Here is a 21,481-nt window from a genome sequence, read left to right on the forward strand (position 1 = left end):
CGATATCGTTGCATAAACAGCCGGACCGTCTTTTTCCCCCGACCCCGCCGGTCCGGCTGTTTTAAATTCCCGAACGGGGCCGATGCAAGTCGGCCCCGTTTTGGTTTTTCTGATGTGAGCCATATCTCAGTTTGGTTCGATGGCCCTTGCCTTGGCCGGACTTCGCCTTATCTTTCGGTCGGAATGTTTGTCGATAAGGGTTTTCGACCATGAACTATGCGCGTACAGGTTTGTTGCTGGCCGGATTGACGGCGCTGTTTGGCGCGGTCGGCATGATGATTGGCGGCCAACAGGGCATGATTATCGCGTTGCTGTTTGCAGCCGCCATGAATGTGTTCGCCTATTGGAATTCGGACGCGATGCTGCTGCGCATGCGCAGTGCCCGGCAGGTAGATGACAAAACAGCCCCCGAACTGGTGGCGATGGTGCGCGATCTTGCGCGCAATGCCGACCTGCCCATGCCCAAGGTCTATGTGATTGAAAACCCGCAACCAAACGCCTTTGCCACGGGCCGTAACCCTGAAAACGCGGCGGTGGCGGCGACCACAGGGTTGCTCAAACTGCTTGATCGCAACGAAATCGCTGGCGTCATGGCCCATGAACTGGCCCATGTCAAAAACCGCGACACCCTGACCATGACCATCACCGCGACCATCGCCGGGGCGATTTCCGCATTGGCCAACTTCGCGATGTTTGCCGGCATGTTTGGCGGCAACCGCGACAACAACAACCCACTGGGCGGGATCGGCATGATCCTGATTGCCATTCTCGCACCCTTGGGGGCGATGATCGTGCAAATGGCAATTTCGCGCACCCGTGAATATGAAGCCGACAAGATCGGGGCTGAAATCTGTGGCCATCCGATGTGGCTGGCCAGTGCCTTGAACAAACTCGATAAGGGTGTTCACGCCATCCCGAACATGGATGCCGAACGCAACCCGGCGATGGCCCACATGTACATTGCCAACCCGCTGTCGGGCAAAGGTGTTGATAACCTGTTTTCAACCCATCCCAACATGGCCAACCGCATCGCGCGCCTGAAGGAAATGTCAGGCCCGCCCGCAAGCAATGCACCGGGCCGTCCGGCAGGGCAGGGTGCCAGTGTTGCCAAGGCGGCACCATCCCGCGGTCCTTGGGGCCGAAATTCATCAAAACCCGCTTCTTCCACGCCCAACGCATCGCGACAGCGCAAACGGCCCTGGGAGTCCTGAACCCGGTAAAACACTGTTTTGTTGGATGTCATTTCACCCTTTTTGGGATCGTGCACCCTATTCTTCGGTATGAGTGAAATGACAACCCACGCCATTGACCAACCTGATTTGTAGGACGAAAATGTCCCTACTAAAGTCTTGAGATCCCTGCTGTTCAGGCTCCGAGAAGCAGGGAACAGATAAGGACAAGAATGGCTGGTTTCTGGTCAATGGTTGGCCTTGTGTTCAAATCCTTGATCACAGGTGCCGATACTGTCGATGATACGGGGGGTGCTCCCAGAGATATTCTGGCGACAGATGATGTCCTGTGCCGATATGCCATCGCCCGCTTCACGCCTGCCGATACCAACGCCCATATCGGTGCAAGTTCCGCTGATGATATTTCAGATATCGTGACAGCCGCTGTTTCGTCTGTCCCCGAAAGCGAAGGGGTTCGGATTGATCAGTTCTTTTCACCAAATCCCGATGCCGCCGATCCGTTTCAGGCCATACGCGAAGCGCAGCTAAGCGTTCTTAATATGGCGCACCGCAAAGATGCAGATACGGTCTTCTGGGGGCGTCAGGATACCAGCACCGGGTATCTCAACCTCTATCTGGTCAGCGATGCCCTGACATCGTCGCTTTATGACCTGATGCTGCCCCAGACCTATATCTTCCGTCAGCCGACCCATTCCGACGTTGCTGAGGCATTGCGGGTGCTGTTGAATGCACAGCTTGTCTTGACATCCCGGGGCGGCGAACAGCGCGCCCTTCAGATTGCGCGTCTGGCGGCGATCATGGAAGACCTTCAGGACCGCGTTCTGGGCGGAGAAGTCTTTTCGCACGCTGGTGCCGGTGCGGCGCTGGCCTATGGGTTCGGGGCGTTCGTCCTGTCGGAAACCGGTGATCGTTCCTATTGCGCAAGTGCGCTTCGTGTCATGGAACCCTATATCCGCCAGATGGTGGCAGATATTGCCGAAAAACCAGTGGCCGCCACCGGGAAAACCGCCGCGCCAACTGGGCTCAAGGGCGAAGCTCTGGCGGAAAATGATCCGGCCGCGCCAGCCAGCCAGGTTTCGGAATTGCTTGATCGCGTTACGGATTTTTCCAAGGTGGATCCACGCACCACGGCCGCACTCGCCCTTTATGGATCGCTTGTGAACTGGTCACTGATTGCAAACCTCAAAGCGCGCTCTGGCGAATTGTCGATTGCGATCTGGCGCATGCTGGAACGCAGAATCGAACTTTCGATGGGCTCGCCGGTGGATCGTGCCCTTTCGATCTGCAAACTTGGCGAGGCCATGGTCCTGACCGGCAAGGACAAGGAAAATGCCCAGATCGTCGACAAGGGCGCTGGGCATTATCGCCGGGCGCTTGGCATGATCAATGCACGCGTTCACGGCCCGCTTTATGCGTTGATCGCCTATGGTCTGGCGGATGCGATTGTATCGTCTGCCACCATTCGCGATGTGACCATCCCCGATACGCAGGTTGTCCCGGTTTTTCAGGCCGCCCTTAAAGTCTGCACGCGGCGCGATCATCCCTATATCTGGGGTCGGATCATGTTCGCGCTTGCCACCGTCTATCTGACCAACGGCAATCTGCACAAGGATATCGAAATGCTCACCCACGCCCGGATGAGCTATTCACAGGCCTACGAGGCATTTAACGAAGCCGGTGCAAAGGGCGCTGCGCGTGCCGCGTCAGGTGGCTTCACCCGCTCGGAAAACTTTCTGTCGCAGCTTGGACATCGCAAGACGCTTATGGACGCAACCGGTGGTCTTGGCAAAGACACGGCAAACGCGTCCTAGGCCATCATCCTGACCAAAGACAAAAAGAAACCCCCGCAGCGGATGCTGCGGGGGTTTTGACTGCGACTGCCGGGCAACTTCTATTCGCGATTGCCAAAGAAGTGCAGCAGCATGATGAACAGGTTCACGAAGTCGAGATACAGACGCAGCGCGCCGAACAGGGCTTTTTTGCCTGCGGTCGTTGCATCGTCATGCTCGTGATATTCTTCCTTGATGCGCTGGGTGTCATAGGCGGTAAGGCCCGTGAAGATCAGAACACCAGCCGCCGAAATGACGAACTGCAGCATCGTGCTGGCAAGGAAGATGTTCACCACCATTGCGATGATGATACCGATCAGGCCCATGAACAGGAAGCTGCCCCAGCCCGAAAGGTCTTTCTTGGTGGTATAGCCAAACAGGCTCATCGCACCAAAGGTACCCGCGGTGATGAAGAACGTGCGCGCGATCGACTCACCGGTATAAACCAGGAAGATCGACGCAAGGGACAGACCCATCATTGCGGCGTAGATCCAGAATGTCGCCTGTGCGGCACCAAAGCTCATCTTGTGGATGCGCGCGCTCAGGAAGAACACAAGCCCGATCGGGGCCAGCATGACAATCCAGTGCAGTCCGGTGCCGAAAATAGCCTGCATCAGGGTCGGGCTGGTCGACACAGCCATTGCCACGATACCGGTCAGGGCAAGTGCGGATGCCATGTAGTTATAGACACGCAGCATATAGGCGCGGAGACCTTCATCGATCTCGGCCGCCGACCGGCCAACCGAGACGTCATAGCCGCGTTGACGCGTTTCAAAAGCCATTGAAATCCCTCTTTGATCCAATTGTGAGCAGAACATAGGTATACAATTCTGCGATGATCAAAATATGGCAGGATTTCCGGGAAAAGCAACGTTTTGACAGATTGTGCAACTCCGGGCCGCTGTCAGATGTGAACTTGTTCACCCTGGATGTGACGCTATCGTGAAATCGCATATTGGCGACAGGTTCGGTAAACAGGTCTATGATGGTGCCCTTACGGGACGAACAAAACCGTCGTGAAACGTAAACAGGCCCTGGATCATGTCACGTTCCATCGCACTCGATATGCCCACATTGACCCCTGTCAGGGTGTTGGCGCATGCCGTGGCAAAACTGGGCCTGGTCATTGTGTGTGTGCTGACTGCCGCGACGGTCGGGCATGCGCAAAATGCCAGTCTGAAACGTGCGGCCGGTGATGGCGATATTCCGGTTTTTACCGACACCTATGACAATGCAGAATTTTGTGCCGATGGCAGTGAGACGGGGCCGTGTGCTATTGCGCCGGTTGATGTGCCAGAATTCGATGCCAGCTTCGTTTATCGTTTCCTTGCCTATCACGCCCAGCGCCCGTTTGACCGCTTCTCCTGGCAGGCATTCACGTCGCTGATGGCGCCACTCAATCATCTCGATCAGGCAGCCTTATGGGAAAGCTTCCCGACCCGGCGCGACCTGTTTTCCGGGGTGGCCTATCCGAATCCGGCCTGTACCGATGATCTTCCCGACGGGCATTTGCTGTTGGCAAGTTATCTGCAATCTACCGGTGATGTTCTGATTGATCAGGCGGGCAATTTCGTTCTTTTCGAAACCCGCATTAATCCGGTCGCTGCTGATTATATCATCGCAAACAACCTGCAAACGCCAGCCGGGCGTGCCGCCTTTGCCACGTCCGGGAAAAACATTGATTTTCCCACCGGCCATCTGCAGGCCGATGTTGCAACGAAGGTAAAATTGGCTTCTACCGATGCGGTTGCCAATGATGCTGCAAACCCGTCCGGCCCTGCCATTCCAGCCTCTGCCCCCGGGGCGATGGGGGCACAGCTTCTGAAGTTTTCCTGGCGTATTCTGCCAACTGCGGATGCGACAAGTCGGGATCGTTATTTCACCCGCCCGGCGCGAATATCGCTTGCCGGCGATCAGACAATTGATGGCCGGGCCAAATGTCTTGATGTCACGGTCGGGCTGGTGGGCATGCATCTTGTCCAGCGGGTCGCCAGCGGCAACGGGGATCGCTGGATCTGGTCGAGTTTCGAGCATATCGACAATGTGCCCTTGGCCGCCAATGCCCGCCGCCCCAACAGCATCATCACCAAGCAACCGTTTGAAAACGGCTGTCTCGTGCCCGAAGCCGTCGAAGGGGAATTCGCCTTTTACGGCGGACAACTGCCAGCCGGCAGTCCAGCCAATCAACCGATATCCGAGATTCTGAAATGGGCAGACAACCCGCCCTATGCCCGCCTTGCGTCCGGGGATCACCCAACCCCGCCCGATATTGTGCGTTGCTGGCGGCTATTTTCAGGTACGGCTGAAAGTAACTTTGTCTGGCAGACCAAGCTGAATGGCAGCGTCCTTGCAAATTATATGCTGCTCGGCACGCAATGGATCGGCAATCCCGGCGGTGAACCGTTCGGTATTGGCGAAGTGCCGCGCTTTTTGACCAACAGCACGCTTGAAAGCTTCATGCAGGATCAGTCCGATGCCACCTGCCTTGGCTGTCATGCCCGTGCAACGACTGATGTCGGACAGAACGCCAACTTCACCTTCCTGCTTGATCCGGGCAGCTAAATACCGGCCATCGGGGCCGCGCAGACAGACCTTCCAATTTCCACCGATTGCCACTAGCATGCTCCGCAACATTTGCCGCACCCAAAAACAAAGAACAGCGGCGAATTCAGGGAGGAAACATGCTGGGCAGTCGTTCAGACTATGCGGCGGTACGTTCACGCTTTGCCTGGAACGTGCCAACCCACTTTAATATCGGTGTCGATGTTTGTGACAAATGGGCAGATGACCCGGATCGTTTGGCATTGATGCATCGTCGGCGTGATGGGTCGCGCCGCGACTACACATTTGCACAGATCAAACGCCTGTCGAACCGCTTTGCCAATGTCATGCGCCGTCATGGCATCAGGCGCGGTGACCGGGTCGGGATTCTTTTGCCACAAAGCCCGGAAACGGCGATTGCCCACGTTGCGACCTATAAAATGGGCGGCATTGCCGTGCCGCTCTTTACGTTGTTTGGGGTCGATGCGCTGGAATACCGGCTGGGTAACTGCGCGGCCAAGGCCTTGGTGACAGACCGCGAAGGGGCGGCCAAGATTGCTGAAATCCGCGATCTTCTGCCGGCCCTTGAATATGTCTATGTGATTGATGGCGCGCCTGATCAATGTTTTGATTTCAAGGCCCTGTCGTCAGAAGCCAGTGACGAGTTTGAGCCGGTCAATACCCGTGCCGATGAGCCGGCCCTGATCATTTACACATCCGGCACCACCGGCCAGCCAAAAGGCGCGCTGCATGCGCACCGGGTATTGCTTGGCCATTTGCCCGGTGTTGAAATGTCGCATGATTTCTTCCCCGAAGACGGGGATGTCATGTGGACCCCCGCCGACTGGGCCTGGATTGGCGGGCTTCTTGATGTCCTGTTGCCTGCCTGGCATCACGGGGTACCAGTCGTCGCCCACCGGTTTGAAAAATTCACGCCCGAGGATGCCTTTCGCCTGATGGCCGAATATGGTGTGCGCAATACCTTCCTGCCGCCAACAGCACTCAAGATGATGCGGGCCGCTGGCGATGATATGGCGCAAAGGTTCAATTTTAAACTCCGCTCCATTGCAAGCGGTGGCGAAACATTGGGTGCGGAACTTCTTGATTGGGGGCGACGGGTGTTTGGCCTCACCATCAACGAGTTCTATGGCCAGACCGAATGCAACATGGTGGTCAGTTCCTGTCAGTCGATCATGGAACCCAAACCCGGTGTGATGGGCCGTCCAGTGCCCGGCCACGATGTCGCGGTGATTGATCTGAGCGGCAAGGTTCTTGAACCCGGTGAAATGGGCCGCATTGCTGTGCGTGCGCCCGATCCGGTGATGTTCCTTGAATACTGGCGCAATCCCGAGGCCACCCGTGACAAGTTTGTCGGTGAATGGCTTTTGACCGGCGATATGGGCTGTGTCGATGCTGATGGCTATATCCGCTTTGTCGGGCGTGACGATGATCTGATCAGCTCGGCCGGATATCGCATCGGCCCGGGCGAGATCGAGGATTGCCTGATTGGCCATCCGGCTGTGCGCATGGCAGGTGTGATTGGCAAACCCGATGAACAGCGCGGCCAGATCGTAAAAGCCTTTGTTGTCTTGGCTGATGGCTTTGCCCAAAGCCCGGCGCTGGAAAGCGAAATCAAGGACTTCGTTAAAACCCGTCTGGCCGCACACGAATATCCGCGCGAGATCGCCTTCCTTGATCAATTGCCGATGACAACCACCGGCAAGGTCGTCAGGCGGGCGCTCCGCGACATCGCCTGATCCTCAATCAGTGAATTCAGATCGTTTTCGAAACGGTTTTTGCAAAAAACAAGGCCGGGTCCATCAGGATCCGGCCTTGTCTGTTTGAGATTTCTGGTTGCTGAGGGCTTACTCGTTGCGCAACAACGGTGCTGCCGGGCTGCGCAAGGCCTGCCATGTGCCGATAAAGCCCGCCGCCAGCGTGGCAAACAGGCCAATCGCAATCGGACCCAGAATGGTCATCGGCAGAAGAACCCAGTTGGCTTCCATGATCAGCACCAGCACCGACCAGGCGGCAACCGAACCGACGACGGCCGCAATCACCCCGGTGGCAAGGCCAAGGATCCCGTATTCCAGCGCATAGGCATAAAGGATGTTGGCTCGGGTTGCGCCAAGGGTCTTGAGCACCACGGCGTCATAAATGCGCTTGCGCCGACCGGCCGCAACCGCCCCGCCAAGGACAAGCACGCCTGCCACAATCGCGATCATGCTGGTCGCGTTAAGCGCCGTTCCGATCCCCGCCAGAATGGCATTGGCCGCTTCAAGCGCTTCACGCACCCGGATGGCCGACACATTCGGGAAGTCCATGCCGATCATGCGATCAACCGGTTCTTCCATTTCGCGCGGCATATGGGCAGTCGCGATCAGGCTATAGGGCGCCTTGTCGATCAGGCCCGGTGAAAACACCATCGCGAAGTTCATGCGAAGACTTTGCCATTCAATCTCGCGCCAGTTGGCGATCTCGGCCGTGATATCGCGGCCCAGCACATTGACGGTCAATGTATCGCCCGGTTCAAGATCAAACGCATTACCGATATCCGCACTGATCGACACCAGTGGCTTGGACGCATCATTGTAATCGGCTGGCCACCATTCGCCGCGGACCAGTTTGGTTTCGGGCGGCGGGGTGGCGGCAAAGGTAAGTCCGCGGTCCCCGCGCAGGAACCAGCGATCATCACCCGGCCCGACATCGTTGGAATTAACGCCATCGACCGCCGTTACCCGCCCCCGCAGCATTGGTGTTTGTTCGATATCCGAAACGTTGTCCTGTGCCAGAAGCTGACCTCGGAACTGCTCGATCTGATCAGGGCGAATATCAAGGAAGAAGAAGGCCGGGGCAGAGTCCGGCAGGTTCTCGTTGATCTCGTTATCAAGGTTGCCCTCGATCCCAGAAATCGTCACCAGAAGTGTGAGGCCCAGCCCAAGCGACAATGCGACCGGCACGGTACTTGCGCCCGGACGATGCAGGTTGGCCAGCGCCAGTCTTGAAAAGGCACTGCGACCCGTAATCAACCGTTTCGAAAGGGATACGATGCCCTGTCCTGCAAAGGTGAAAATCACCACGGCCGCTGCCGACCCGCCAATAAAGCCAAGCGCAATCGCCTTGTCGGTCGCGGTCAGCACTGTGAGGATCAGCAACAGTACCAGCGGCACCCCGATATAGGGCAGGTCACGCTTGCGCACCGGACTGCTGCTAAACAGGCCGGCACTGGCACGGAACAATCGTGCTGCCGGAATTTCACGTGCGCGCAACAAGGATGGCAGCGCAAACACCAAGGTGGTCAAAACGCCAAAGCTTGTTGCAATGATCAAGGATGGCAATGCCGGACCCAGCGTCACATCAATCGGCAGGCGCCCGGAGAGGAGCGGCGCAATCAACGCCGGTGTCACCGCACCGATCAAAAGCCCGATGGCAATCCCGATCAGGGCCAGAACAAGGATCTGCAGGAAGTAAATCCGAAGTACTAAGCCATGCGATGCGCCGATGGATTTAAGTGTGGCGATGACGGATGTTTTGCTTTCGATATGGCTGCGCACCGCATTGGCAACCCCGATGCCGCCAACCAGAAGCGCCGAAAGGCCAACAAGCGTCAGGAACAGGGTCAGGCGCTCGATAAACCTCTTCAGGCCGGGGTTGGCATTGGCCGTATCGCGTATGCGCCAGCCCGCATCTTCAAACCGCTCTTCAAGCCGTTCGCGAAACGCGGTCGGGGTTTCATTATCATTGATATCCAATGCGTAATAATAGCGGATCAGACTGCCTGGCTGCACCAGCCCGGTGTCCATCAATCCGTCCATCGACACCATCAGGCGCGGGCCAAAGTTGAAAAAGCCAACCGCCTTGTCAGGCTCGGTCGCAATCACGCCACGGATCTGAACATCAATATCGCCAAGGGCAACCGTATCCCCGACATTGATGCGAAGCCGTTCAAGCAATCCGGCCTCGGTCACAGCCCCCCAGACGCCATCCTTCTGATCAAGGATCCCGTCAAAGGGAACCCCATCGGCAAGCTCCATCTCGCCAAACAGCGGATAGGCATCATCAACCGCCTTAAGCTCCACCAACCGGCGCTGGTCCGGGCCATAGGCCGTGGTGCGCATGGTCGCCAGTTCGGCCACACGTTCGGTGTTCGCGGTTAACCACTCGATCTGATCACCGGTGGCTTCCTGATGGGTCAGGCGCAGTTCAACATCGCCACCCAAAAGCTTCCGCCCGTCACGCTCAAGTGCCGAAAGAACGGATTCCGAAACGTTTCCGACAGCGGCAATCGACCCGACGCCAAGCGCAAGGCACGCCAGAAAAATACGAAAGCCCGAAAGCCCGCCGCGCAACTCGCGCCGACAGACCCGCCAGGCAATGGACCAAAGGCGGTCCGCACCGTCAGTGGGGGAAACAGATGTGCTCATGACTGCGATTCCAGATGCGAAACGATTTCGCCGTCGCGCAGCATCACGGTGCGGTCGCACCGCTTGGCAAGGGCGGGATCATGGGTAATCAAAAGCAGGGTCGAGCCGCGCCGTTTGGTCAGGTCAAACAGCAATTCGATAATCGTTTCACCGGTCGTGCCATCAAGGTTGCCGGTCGGCTCATCGGCCAGCAAAAGCTCCGGATCGGTCGCAAGCGCACGTGCAAGCGCAACGCGCTGCTGCTCCCCGCCTGATAGCTGTCCGGGATAGTGATCTGTGCGGTGACCCAGCCCGACAAGTTCCAATTCTTCGCGTGCCTTTTCAAAGGCATCTGCACGCCCGGCGAACTCCATCGGAAGCGCAACGTTTTCCAGCGCGCTCATGGTCGGGATCAGGTGAAAGTCCTGAAACACGATGCCGACATGATGGCGGCGATAAAGCGCCAAGCCATCTTCATCAAGGGCGCGAAGGTCCTTGCCGCAGACCTTCACCACACCTTCCTGGGCTTGTTCCAGCCCGGCGATCACCATCAAAAGCGATGTCTTGCCGGACCCCGACGGACCGACAAGCGAGACGCGCTCGCCCGCACCAATCGCAAGATCAACCCCTTTAAGGATCTCGACAATCCCGGCCGGACCCTGCAGCCGCAGCTTCAGGTTTTGCACATCAATTGTCTGTTTTGGCGCTTCACCAGACGCGGCGACATTTTGTTCCGGTATCGTGGTGGTTTCGGTCACACTCATTTCGGGTCCTATCGGGTTGTCCGTTGCAAGATCAACAAAGCAGGCTACATAAGCTTACGGATCAGGACGTTTCTGGTTCAGACTTCTTTTGATCTGAATAACTTCTTTAAGGGTAAACGGTCGGAAACCGCTCCGGCAAGTTCGCAGCATGTAAAGGTGAGATTTGTAATGAATTTGGCGTTTGGGCAAGGTCGCACTGTAATCAAGTTCACGCATAAGTTGGTATCACGCTTTCGCAAATCCGCCGGTTTGGCCCTTGCCACGCTTGCCCTTGCAACCCTTGGAGTGGCCGGGTTTGCCCATGAAACCAAGGCACAGGATAGCGACCAGACGCCAAAAACCCTTGTTTTATTTGGCGATAGCCTGATGGCGGGCTATGGCCTTGATCATGAAAACGGTTTCGCGCCGAAGCTTGAAGCGGCTCTTAAGGAAGCAGGCCACGATGTCCGGGTGATCAATAGCTCCGTCTCGGGCGATACCACGGCAGCCGGACTGGCGCGTCTCGACTGGGCGCTGGTTGAGAAACCCGATGCGGTGTTGCTCGAACTTGGTGCCAATGATGCGCTGCGCGGCATGGAGCCATCCCAGACCCGTGAAAACCTGGCAGAAATCCTTGAAAAGCTGCGCGGCATGGATGTCGATGTTCTGCTGGCCGGTATGATGGCCCCGCCCAACATGGGGACGGCCTACGGCGATGAATTCAACAGCATCTATCCCGATCTCGCCAGCCGCTATCAGGTTGATTTGTATCCGTTTTTCCTTGAAGGCGTCGCCGCCGAGCCGGAGCTTAATCAGGATGACGGGATGCATCCTAATGCCGATGGCGTGGACGTGATCGTCAAGCGCATCCTGCCTGACGTCGTCGACCTGCTGCAAACCTCAGACGCCAGCTAAGCGCGAAGCATCTGCATGGGTATATGCCGGACGCTTTATGATCTGGGGGGCAAAACCGTCGGTTTTCCAAGGGCTTGTGCGCGTCCCGACAGGTTATAAAATTTCACAAAGGCACAGATTGGCGCAATTTCGACGCTTGTGAAGCGCAAAAAACTACGTATGTAGATAGAAAACGTCAACAACCCGAAATGATTAAGCCGCCGGATCTTCAGAAGGTGAAGCCAACGCGACAAAAAGACAAATATATAATATAAATCAATAAGTTAATAGAGTTCCGAGTGTGTTGCGAACACCGTGATTTTCGCCTGAAAACCCTCATTTGAGGACCAAAACACGCGGTTTGGTGTAAAATTAACACCTCATTTACTTTCGGTTCTGTTTCGAACAGCGTTTCTGCTACTGCGTATGTTGTTTTTTCAAAACATCTCTTCCTAGGCTGTTATCCAATTATCGGGTTTCTGATCCTTTTTGCCTTTCCGGCAGGGCTGGGGTATCGCAAGTGCACAATGTGATAAATCACATAATATCAATAACTTAATCAAATTTCCCGAAATCAGGCGACATTTATGACCTGTGGATAACTCTTGGGAAACCAAACAGGTGTCCTGGGTGCCTGAAATGCACGCCTTCAAACAAATATCCCGTCATATCAATGTGTTGGCGTTTTTCCGGGGACTCCATGGATTCCCAACGAGTCGCCGATAGGCCTGTGAATGAATCGGAAGCGATTCGATTTTGACTGCAAATGCAGTTGCAGGGGGCTAAATCCGTCGATACACTTCTTGTTATCGGGTGCAAAGGCGCGTTTGATCTGCGCTTTCGGTGTCCGGGGGTTTCAGATTTAAGTTAAATACTTCAATGCCTTAAAGGGATTGTTCAGTGTCGTCTTCTTCCACCGTCAAACAGTCCTACACCATTCCCTGTTCTTCGATCTTTCGTGACGCTGTGCTGCAACTGGCAGAACGGCGCGGGGTGAATGCCGCCGATCTGGCGCGGTCGGTCATGTTGATTGTGCCCGAAAAGGCGATTGAGGATTATCAGGACCCCGGCGACTCGCCCAAGGGGGATCGCGAAACCATAGTCTTGAAGTCCGGCCCGGCCGAGGGGCGCCCTTGGCGGCGCAAACCCCGGCTGCAACTGCGCCTGCCACCCGGATTTTCGGTGATCACCGTGCGCAAGGCACTGCAAATGGCGATCGATTTCGACGCGGGTGATGTCAATATGCGGGTTGAGAAATCCGATGTCCTCGCCGCCGAACGTGCCGCCCTTGAAGAAGCCCGTGCACTTAAAAAACGTCAGGCAGAGCCACCCGTGGAACTTCTGCAATCGCGTGAAGAACTCGAACGTCTGCGCCAGATTGTTGATAACCTTGCCTTTGATCCGCTCGATCGCGGCGTCACCACCTTTAACGAGGCCCTGCATGTCATGGGCTTTGCGCCAAGTGCGCGGCCCGATTTGCGCGCCATCCGTGCCAAATACCGCGTTCTGGCCGCCATCCACCACCCCGACAGCAATTACGGCTCACATCAGCGCATGACGCAGCTTAATGCCGCGATGGAGATCCTGCGCAAACACGTTTCCTGATTGGTTGTTTCGATCCGGATCACGAACCGCCGCCCAAGCCCTTGTCGAAGGGGTAGCCCAATGCTTAGATGTAACTGGGCTTGGATGTAAGCATCAGATTTCTGGTTATCGACCGGGCACAAGACCCGGGCACCCTGACCAGTCAGCAACGGGAGACAGCATGACGGCGGAATTTCGGGCGGCACATGCCAGCGGCGAAAACTGGGCCTCGGTCGCATCCGAGCTTGCAGAACTTCTCGAAAAAGAACCACTGCCCAAACAGGGGCTGGCTTTTTTATATGTCTCCGAACCGCTGGCCGATGACCTCGGCAGTATCCTGACCTTCCTGCGTTCCCGCCTGTCGATTGAACACTGGATCGGAACCTCCGGCGTTGGCGTCTGCGGATCGGGCCGGGCCTATTTCGGTGTTCCGGCGGCCTCTGTCATGGTGGCCCCGTTTGCCCGTGATGAATTCCACATCTTTGAGCCGCTCAAGACCGAGGCCGATCTGGATGCACGCGATCTGCAAAGCGCGATTGATCGCTTGCAACCGATCTTTGGCCTTGTTCATGGCGATCCCGCTGCCCCCGAAAGTCTTAGTCAGCTGGCCGAACTGGCACGGCTGGGCTCGACCTATCTGGTTGGCGGCATCGCATCGGGGGAACGCGGCGCGCCGCAGATTGCCGACCGGGTGGTTAATGGTGGCCTTTCGGGTGTTTTGTTTGATGGCAAAACCAGTGTTCAGGTCGGCATCAGTCAGGCCTGCACGCCAATCGGCCCGGTCCACCGCGTGACCGAGGGACGAGAAGGCATCATCTCCACCCTTGATGATCGCCCCGCCCTTGATGTGCTTAAACAAGAACTCGAAGCAGATGGCGGCGAACAATCCATGGCATCCGGGCGCTATCATGCGGCCCTGATGGTGCCGGGGTCCGATACCGGCGACTTTGTCGTGCGTAATCTGATGGGGATTGATCCCCATAACAACATGATCGCGATCAGTGGCGATGTGCAGGCGGGCGATGCCATTCGTTTTGTCCGCCGTGACGGTGCCGCCGCCGAACAGGATTTGCGTCGCATGCTGGCTGATTTGCAAAAACGTCTACCGGGCAAACCGCGCGGGGCGCTTTATTGCAGCTGTGTCGCCCGTGGCCCGCATCTTTTTGGCACCGAAAGCCGCGAAATGATGATCATCCGTGATGAATTGGGTGATTTGCCACTGACCGGTTTTTACGGCAATGGCGAAATCTGCAATGACCGGTTCTACGGCTATACCGGGGTTTTGACCCTGTTTATCTAAGACCGCGAATTTTCAAATCATAAGAAATTTGCCCGCAAACGGTTTCATCGCGCGGCCAAGCGGATATATTCATACCATTGCAAAATCATGTGTCGCCCCGCTCCAACAGTGCGGGCGGCATAAGACAGGGGAATTTCATATGGAATATCGTCGACTGGGGCGTACAGACATTGATGTCAGCGTCATCTGCCTTGGCACCATGACCTGGGGCCAGCAGAACACCCAGGAAGAAGCTTTTGAACAGCTTGATTACGCCACTGCCAACGAAGTCAATTTCATCGACACCGCCGAAATGTATCCGGTCCCGGCGATGGAAGAGACCTTTACCGCGACCGAAACCATCATCGGCAACTGGCTTGAAAAGCGCGGAAAACGCGATGATCTGGTGATCGCCACCAAGATTGTCGGTCCGGCGGATCGTTTCCCGTATGTGCGTGGCGGGCCGCGTCTGACCCGCGGGCAGATCTTTGAGGCGATTGACGCTTCACTTGGTCGTCTTAAAACCGATTATGTCGATCTTTATCAGCTTCACTGGCCGGATCGGAATTCCAACTTCTTCTCCAAGCTCGGCTACACCCACGAGCCGGACGAGGAATTCACCCCGATCGAGGAAAGCCTCGAAGCACTGGATGAGCTGGTCAAGGCCGGCAAGGTTCGCCATATCGGCCTTTCGAATGAAAGCCCGTGGGGCCTGATGAAGTTCCTTGAGCTGGCCGAAAAGAACGGCTGGCCGCGCGTTGTCTCGGTTCAGAACCCCTATAGCCTTCTGACCCGGCAATATGAAGTCGGTCTGGCGGAATGTTCGATCCGCGAAGATGCCGGTCTTCTCGCCTATTCGCCGCTGGGCGGCGGAGCGCTGTCGGGCAAGTATCTTGGCGGTGCGCGCCCGGATGGCACCCGCGTGACCAAATGGCCGCAATATTTTGGTCGCTATCTGACCGAAAACGGCGTCAAGGCAACCGAAGCCTATGTGAAGCTTGCCAAGGACAATGGTCTTGATCCGGCCCAGATGGCGCTGGCCTATGTCAATTCGCGCCCGTTCCTGACGTCCAACATCATCGGCGCGACCAGCATGGAACAGCTGAAATCCAATATCGGCTCGGCCAACATCACCCTGTCGGACAGCGTTCTCGAAGAAATCGAAAACATCCATCAGGTCTACACCTATCCCTGCCCGTAAGGTCACAGGATGGTCAGATTTTGAGTACAGAATTTGACTGGGGACTTATGAAAGGCGGCGGTTTATCCCGCCGCTTTTCCCACCACCAGAACGGAGGCGACATATGGTTAAGCTGATCTTTGGCAAGGAATCCGATCTGGGGGGTATTTCTGTCCGTCGCGTTTTACCCCATCGCGATGTGCGTTCCGTCGGTCCGTTCGTATTCTTCGATCATATGGGGCCGGTGGAATTCCAATCCGGTCAGGGCATTGACGTGCCGCCGCATCCCCATACGTGTCTCGCGACCGTAACCTACCTGTTCAAGGGTGCGATCCTGCATCGCGACAGTTTGGGCAGCGACCTTGAAATCACGCCGGGCGATCTCAATTGGATGAGTGCCGGGCGCGGCATTACCCATTCCGAACGCGAAACCGATGCGGTCCGCAATTCCGTTCATGAACTCGATGGCCTGCAGCTTTGGGTCGCGCTGCCTGATGAGGCAGAGGAATCAGATCCCGCCTTTTATCACGTGCCCAAAAATGACCTGCCGGTGATTGAGGATGCCGGGCTGCACATGCGCCTGATCGCCGGTGAGGCCTTTGGCAAAACCGCCCCCGTTCCGGTAAAATCCAAGCTTTATTACCTTGATGTCGAAATGGACGAAGGCGCGCAGCTTCTTCTGCCCGGCGAAAATCAGGAAGGGGCGATTTATGTCGTCTCGGGCACGCTTCTGATTGACGGCGAAAGCTATAAGCCTGAAAGCTTTATCTATGTCGCGCCAGAAGAAATCCCCGATATCGTTGCCAAAACCGGTTGCCGGGTGATGTTGCTGGGCGGCTTGCCTGTTGGTCGGCGCTATATCTGGTGGAACTTTGTCGCCAGCACCAAGGAACGGATCGAAGCCGCCAAATCCGACTGGGCGGCAGGCAAGTTCCCGCAAATTGACGGCGAAGACGATGCTTTGCCGCTGCCTGAACGTTCGACCGGCTAATTACCGCATCAGAATTGGATTGAAGACATGCGTTTGTTTGTTGGTGTGGAAATTCCCCACGATATTGCGACCGACCTTTATCCGCTGGGGCGTGCGATCAAGGGGCTTGATGCCCAGACCCCGGAAAACATGCACATCACGCTGAAATTCATCGGCAATGTCGATCCCGGCCTTGCCAGCGAGATTGATCGGGCCCTGTCACAAGTGGTGTTCGAACCCTTTGATTTGCAGGTATCGGGCCTTGATATGTTTGCATCCAACCGCAAGGTCCGCATTTTCTGGGCCGGGGTAAAGGATCAACCAGCTTTGCGCACGCTTGCCAATCGGGTGGAAAATGCGCTTCTTGCGCTTGATGAATGCCCCGATATGGATATGCGCAAATTCACCCCGCATATCACACTGGGGCGTAACCGCGATGCCGCGCGCGCGTCCATCGAACAGGCGATTGTCGATCATGGCGATCTGTCATCACGGGTGTTCACCGTTGATCGTTTCTGTTTGTATGAAAGCCACGCAACTGCGGATGGTCCCGAATTTCGCGTGATCGCCGCCTATGATGGCAAGGACGGCCCGATCAAGGAGCCGGACCTGACTGACGCCTTTGTCACAGAGGATTTTCAATGAAACTTGGCTTTATCGGAACCGGTGCGATCAGCGATGCGGTCATTCGTGGTCTTTTGACATCTGACTATCGCGTAGATGAAATCATCGTTTCACGCCGAAGCGAACATATCTCGGCAAAGCTCGCCACCGACTTTGACCGGGTTCGGGTCGAAGACGACAATCAGGCGATCATTGACCAAACCGATATGATCTTTCTCGCTGTTCTGCCGCAGATTGCCGGTGATGTGCTGTCCGCCCTTCGCGTGCCTGACGACAAACAGATTGTCAGTCTGATCGCCACCATCCCGATTTCTGATCTCAAAGTCTGGCTTGGCACCAACGCGCAATGTGATCGCGCCATTCCCCTGCCACCTGTCGAACATCATGCCTGTGTCACGGCGGTCTATCCCGGCTCGCCCGATGTCATGGCCCTGTTTGAAAAGTTGGGCGGGGCGGTGGCGGCCGAAACCATCGATGCCTTTGATGGCTACGCGACGGGCAGTGCCCTGATGGCGACCTATTTCACCGTGCTTGAAAGTGCAGCACAATGGATGGTCAAACAGGGATCCGACTATGCCGATGCCAGGCGCTACCTTGCCGCGCTGTTTTCCGGCCTTGCCGGGAACACCGACAAATCCCCCGATCAAAGCTTTGCCGATCTTTATGAAGGCCACATCACCGCCGGTGGCCTGAACGAACAGGTCGCGCAAACCTTCATCCGCGAAAAGGGCACAGATGCGCTTCATACCGCCCTTGATGAAGTCTTTGCCCGGATCAAGGCCTCTGCGTAAACAACATCAGGCAACGCAAAACGGGCGACCAACAAGGCCGCCCGTTTTTCTGTTGTTTATATAATATGTGCTGAGCTCTCAGGCCGCCGCCCTGTTCTGATATCCCACCGTCAGGCGTTGCTGACCGCCATTGCCCGCTTCAATCAGATCAACCATGGCATAACCGAAATCGGCATAGGAAATCCGGGCAACCCCGTCGTGATCGGGGATCAGCGTATCGGTGCCGCGCACATATTGCCCGGTCAGTGGCCCCTCGATCAGCATTGCCGGCGGGCGCAGGCAGGTCCATTGCACATCGTCATACTGATCAAACAGCGCATCCTGCTTCGCACAGGCCTCGGCAATCGGGCGGACGGCATCGGGCAGGAAGTCCGGCGCACTCAGGACCGTATGCCCGCTGTCATCGGCCAGTTTCAGGGTCGCGGCCCCACCGGTCAGGTAAATCGGGGCTTTTGTTTTACGCGCCGCATCCAGCAACACCCGGCTCATCTCAACCAGCAAACTTTCTGATCCGCTGATCGGGCGAAGTGCGCTGACCGCCACGTCATGGCTTGCCATCAGCTCGGCAACGCGGTGCGGCTTGGCCAGCACATCAACGCTTTCGCGCGCGACGCTGTCTGGCACATCGGCCAGTTTGTGGATATTACGCGCAATCGCGGTGACGCTATGGCCGCGTTTTAGGGCTTCGTGCAGGGTGGCGGTACCGACATCACCGGTGGCACCAAACAGAACAATCTTCATTGGACGTTTCCTTTATATCTGTGGGGTGTTTTGTTTTTATGTCGTGCGCGGGGCGGGGTCGTTGATCGCGGCTGGTGCTGGTTCAGCCACTGGTGCAGGCGCAGGACACGCTGCCCGCTGACCCAGCCAGATGCTGGCCAGTACAACAATCACACCAATCATCTGAAGCGGGCTCAGGGCCTCGCCCAGAATGATCCAGCCGAGCAAAACCGCACTGGTCGGGCTTAAAAAGCCAAAGCTTGTCACCGTCGTCGGGCCAAGGCGCGCAATGCCCCGGAACCACAGGTAATAGGTTAGGGCCGCCCCGATCAGACCGAGCCACACCAGACCAGCCAGATTGGTTACGGTCGGGACCGGGAAGCCGGGCTCAAGGATCAGGGCTACCGGGATCATAAGGATCCCGCCAGCGGTCAATTGCCAGGCGGTAAATGTCAGTGGGGATACCGGCGGCTGCCATTTGCGGGTCATCACCGTACCAGCCGCCATGGATGCGGCACCGAAAAGGGCGGCGGCAATGCCAATCGGATCAAGGCTGCTGGTCGGGCCAAGCACAAGCATTGCGACCCCGATCAATCCGGAAATGGCGGCAATAATGCCCAGCATCGTAATCCCGGATCCCAGCGCAAAGCGCGCCAAAAACAGCACCAGCAACGGCTGGATCGCGCCAAGTGTTGCCGCCACCCCGCCGGGCAGGCGATAGGCCGCGACAAACAGCATTGACCAGAAAACAGCAAAGTTCAGCGCGCCCAGAATAAACACCCGTCCGCGCCAGCCAGCAGGCGGCAATCGCCGCACAACAAGCAACAGGATCAATCCGGCCGGCAGGGCGCGCAGAAGGGCGACGGTCAGCGGGTAGCCATCGGGCAGCATTTCCGTGGTGACGATATAGCTGCTGCCCCAAATGATCGGGGCAAGAGCAGTCAGGCATAAATCGGTTGTTCGGTTCATGGTGGCATCTCCATTTATCTTGACATCAAGATATATTCAGAAATCTTGACGTCAAGATAAAATTCTGAAAAGAATCCGAACCATGGATAAAGTTGACCGCATTCTTGCGCAGTGGCGCCGTGAAAGACCCGACCTTGATGTCACCCAAATGGGCGTCATTGGCCGGATAGGACGACTGCGCAGCCATCTGAGTGCTGCACATGAACGTGTTTTCAAAAAATACGATCTGTCGCTGGCAAGTTTTGACGTTCTGGCAACACTGCGCCGGTCCGGCCCGCCCTATGCGCTGAGCCCGTCGGAGCTCATTGACTGGACCATGGTGACATCGGGCACCATGACCAACCGTCTTGATCGGTTGGAAAAGGCCGGGCTGATCACCCGCCAACGCAACCCGGAAGACGGGCGCGGCTTTGTCATCGCCCTGACGGACAAGGGGTTTGAGCTGATTGATGCTGCCGTTACCGAGCATGTCGCCAACCAGCATCAGATGCTCGAAGCACTAAGTGCAAAGGAACTCGAACAGCTTGATGGTCTTTTGCGCAAATGGCTGGCGGCAATGAATTCTGCCGAAAATTCAGAAGACAGCTAGGTCAGTCATAAACGATCCCCGGGCTTAAAAGCTCAAAGCCTGCGATTTCAAACTCATACATGCCCGATCTGTCCGCTTTTTCGGCGCGGGCGATCAGCTTGCCATCCGCATTACGAAAGACCGCGTGTGCTGTATGCACGGCGCGGTAACAGTGGCTGCCGTCTGGATAAAGGTATTTGATCATCATGCTTCCTTGCAAAAGCACATTATGATCAAGACGCCCTGACAGCCTGTTGTCAGGAGCCGTGCAAAACACGCGACAAATCAGAACCTGACACGTGGATATATGCCGGTTGATCTTGCCTGTATGTCTTGGAATAATGCTTTTTGTGTCAGTGGCAGAGAGGAGGGGATTCGAACCCCTGAGGGGCTTACACCCCAACACGCTTTCCAGGCGTGCGCCTTAAACCACTCGGCCACCTCTCCACATGCGATCTTTGATATATCGCGAAAGCGGGCGGACATTAGCCGAGACGCCCGCGCTTGACAAGGCCCAATCAGCCTCTTTTTTCACTTTGCGCAAATCCCACTGATTGGCCTGTAAAATGGCCTGTGTTTCTGACATTTAATCGCCGCAAACCCTTGGTAAACTGCAACTTATGATCATCTTTACTTCTTGTTGATGTCTGATCCGTAAGGTTTGACGTCAGGTGTTTGCAACTCTTGGGTAATGTATTGCTATACATACGAAGATATTTACCCTGTTCGAACAAACGCCTAGGGTGATTTTAGTTTTCTAATATACCGACCCTGACAGGTCGCTTGGAGCGGATAATGTGGTTTTTCCGGGCGTTGGGATGGTTACTGCTTTTTGCCAGCATTGCTGTGCTGGTCGATGATTCCATTACCGCGCTTCAAACAGGAAGTTTTCGTCTGGTCGCCGCCGGCGAGCTCTGGTATCGCCTTGATACCGGCAGCCTGAACCTGTTGCAATCCGTGATCCAGCGCTACATTTCCGTTTGGGTATGGGACACCATCTTTGTGCCGATCCTGCTGGCACCGGCCCTGGTTGTCTTGTTTGTGCCATCCGCCATCCTTCTTCTGCTGACCCGCAAGCGCAAGCGTCAGCGCATTTTCTGATCTTCCATTCGCCAGAGCTCTTCACTTAACCGGGTGTTGCCCGGTTTAGCCCTTTGTCGCCTTGTCTGCGCTCACAGCTGTCGGCACACTGCCGA

General features: G+C 56.3%; 19 protein-coding genes and 1 tRNA gene. 13 read left to right on the forward strand and 7 right to left on the reverse strand.

The annotated features are described in order from the left end of the window. The first annotated feature begins 209 nt into the window (after positions 1 to 209). Entirely contained in the window at positions 210 to 1,211 is a 1,002-nt protein-coding gene (gene htpX / locus AUQ41_RS03055) for a zinc metalloprotease HtpX (RefSeq protein ID WP_063086622.1), read from the forward strand. Between the two features lie 191 nt (positions 1,212 to 1,402). After that, positions 1,403 to 3,001, forward strand: coding sequence for a hypothetical protein (locus AUQ41_RS03060; protein WP_063086624.1), 1,599 nt, complete (start codon positions 1,403 to 1,405; stop codon positions 2,999 to 3,001). A gap of 80 nt (positions 3,002 to 3,081) precedes the next feature. On the opposite strand, the gene AUQ41_RS03065 is transcribed toward AUQ41_RS03060, so the two are convergent. Further along, positions 3,082 to 3,801, reverse strand: coding sequence for a Bax inhibitor-1/YccA family protein (locus tag AUQ41_RS03065; RefSeq protein ID WP_008888536.1), 720 nt, complete (start codon positions 3,799 to 3,801; stop codon positions 3,082 to 3,084). A 259-nt stretch (positions 3,802 to 4,060) separates the two neighbouring features. Between AUQ41_RS03065 and AUQ41_RS03070 the strand changes: the two genes are divergently transcribed. Next, the gene (locus tag AUQ41_RS03070; RefSeq protein ID WP_232308293.1) at positions 4,061 to 5,581 is read left to right on the forward strand and encodes a hypothetical protein; all 1,521 of its coding nucleotides are present in this window, start codon (positions 4,061 to 4,063) and stop codon (positions 5,579 to 5,581) included. Between the two features lie 119 nt (positions 5,582 to 5,700). Beyond that, positions 5,701 to 7,317 (forward strand): acyl-CoA synthetase, encoded by a 1,617-nt coding sequence (locus AUQ41_RS03075; RefSeq protein WP_063086626.1) that lies wholly within the window; start codon positions 5,701 to 5,703, stop codon positions 7,315 to 7,317. Positions 7,318 to 7,425: 108 nt separating this feature from the next. On the opposite strand, the gene AUQ41_RS03080 is transcribed toward AUQ41_RS03075, so the two are convergent. Further along, positions 7,426 to 9,984: an ABC transporter permease gene (locus AUQ41_RS03080; RefSeq protein ID WP_063086628.1), complete on the reverse strand. Its 2,559-nt coding sequence runs from the start codon at positions 9,982 to 9,984 to the stop codon at positions 7,426 to 7,428. After that, a complete protein-coding gene (locus AUQ41_RS03085; protein ID WP_008888532.1) occupies positions 9,981 to 10,727 on the reverse strand; it encodes an ABC transporter ATP-binding protein in 747 nt (248 codons plus the stop codon). The genes AUQ41_RS03080 and AUQ41_RS03085 overlap by 4 nt, the downstream gene beginning before the upstream one ends. 168 nt (positions 10,728 to 10,895) lie before the next feature. On the opposite strand from AUQ41_RS03085, the gene AUQ41_RS03090 reads away from it, so the two are divergent. The 7 genes from AUQ41_RS03090 (at position 10,896) to AUQ41_RS03120 (ending at position 18,028) form a co-directional block, all read left to right on the forward strand. After that, positions 10,896 to 11,621, forward strand: coding sequence for an arylesterase (locus tag AUQ41_RS03090; RefSeq protein WP_083952698.1), 726 nt, complete (start codon positions 10,896 to 10,898; stop codon positions 11,619 to 11,621). A gap of 879 nt (positions 11,622 to 12,500) precedes the next feature. After that, on the forward strand, positions 12,501 to 13,205 hold the full coding sequence (locus AUQ41_RS03095) for a J domain-containing protein (RefSeq protein WP_063086630.1): 705 nt from the start codon (positions 12,501 to 12,503) through the stop codon (positions 13,203 to 13,205). Positions 13,206 to 13,365: 160 nt separating this feature from the next. After that, positions 13,366 to 14,484 (forward strand): FIST C-terminal domain-containing protein, encoded by a 1,119-nt coding sequence (locus AUQ41_RS03100; protein WP_063086632.1) that lies wholly within the window; start codon positions 13,366 to 13,368, stop codon positions 14,482 to 14,484. 139 nt (positions 14,485 to 14,623) lie between these two features. After that, positions 14,624 to 15,664 carry an NADP(H)-dependent aldo-keto reductase gene (locus AUQ41_RS03105; protein WP_063086634.1) on the forward strand — a complete coding sequence of 347 codons (1,041 nt, stop codon included), beginning with the start codon at positions 14,624 to 14,626 and terminating at the stop codon, positions 15,662 to 15,664. A 103-nt stretch (positions 15,665 to 15,767) separates the two neighbouring features. After that, positions 15,768 to 16,634 carry a pirin family protein gene (locus AUQ41_RS03110; RefSeq protein ID WP_063086636.1) on the forward strand — a complete coding sequence of 289 codons (867 nt, stop codon included), beginning with the start codon at positions 15,768 to 15,770 and terminating at the stop codon, positions 16,632 to 16,634. A 27-nt stretch (positions 16,635 to 16,661) separates the two neighbouring features. Continuing rightward, entirely contained in the window at positions 16,662 to 17,258 is a 597-nt protein-coding gene (gene thpR, locus AUQ41_RS03115) for an RNA 2',3'-cyclic phosphodiesterase (protein ID WP_063086638.1), read from the forward strand. Next, the gene (locus AUQ41_RS03120) at positions 17,255 to 18,028 is read left to right on the forward strand and encodes a pyrroline-5-carboxylate reductase (protein ID WP_063086640.1); all 774 of its coding nucleotides are present in this window, start codon (positions 17,255 to 17,257) and stop codon (positions 18,026 to 18,028) included. The genes thpR and AUQ41_RS03120 overlap by 4 nt, the downstream gene beginning before the upstream one ends. A gap of 78 nt (positions 18,029 to 18,106) precedes the next feature. On the opposite strand, the gene AUQ41_RS03125 is transcribed toward AUQ41_RS03120, so the two are convergent. After that, positions 18,107 to 18,769, reverse strand: coding sequence for an NAD(P)-dependent oxidoreductase (locus AUQ41_RS03125; RefSeq protein WP_063086642.1), 663 nt, complete (start codon positions 18,767 to 18,769; stop codon positions 18,107 to 18,109). Between the two features lie 36 nt (positions 18,770 to 18,805). Further along, the gene (locus AUQ41_RS03130; protein ID WP_063086644.1) at positions 18,806 to 19,717 is read right to left on the reverse strand and encodes an EamA family transporter; all 912 of its coding nucleotides are present in this window, start codon (positions 19,715 to 19,717) and stop codon (positions 18,806 to 18,808) included. An 82-nt stretch (positions 19,718 to 19,799) separates the two neighbouring features. Between AUQ41_RS03130 and AUQ41_RS03135 the strand changes: the two genes are divergently transcribed. Further along, positions 19,800 to 20,306, forward strand: a complete 507-nt coding sequence (locus AUQ41_RS03135; protein ID WP_063086646.1) for a MarR family winged helix-turn-helix transcriptional regulator — start codon at positions 19,800 to 19,802, stop codon at positions 20,304 to 20,306. A 1-nt stretch (position 20,307) separates the two neighbouring features. Here the strand turns inward: AUQ41_RS03135 and AUQ41_RS03140 are convergent, their stop codons facing one another. Next, positions 20,308 to 20,493 (reverse strand): hypothetical protein, encoded by a 186-nt coding sequence (locus tag AUQ41_RS03140; RefSeq protein ID WP_232308294.1) that lies wholly within the window; start codon positions 20,491 to 20,493, stop codon positions 20,308 to 20,310. Positions 20,494 to 20,642: 149 nt separating this feature from the next. Then, positions 20,643 to 20,732: transfer RNA gene (locus AUQ41_RS03145), tRNA-Ser, on the reverse strand. A 348-nt stretch (positions 20,733 to 21,080) separates the two neighbouring features. Here AUQ41_RS03145 and AUQ41_RS03150 point away from each other — a divergent pair. Next, positions 21,081 to 21,386: a hypothetical protein gene (locus AUQ41_RS03150; protein WP_063086648.1), complete on the forward strand. Its 306-nt coding sequence runs from the start codon at positions 21,081 to 21,083 to the stop codon at positions 21,384 to 21,386. Positions 21,387 to 21,481 lie beyond the last annotated feature (95 nt).

The sequence above is a fragment of the Thalassospira sp. MCCC 1A02898 genome (assembly GCF_001618185.1).
Lineage (GTDB): Bacteria > Pseudomonadota > Alphaproteobacteria > Rhodospirillales > Thalassospiraceae > Thalassospira > Thalassospira tepidiphila.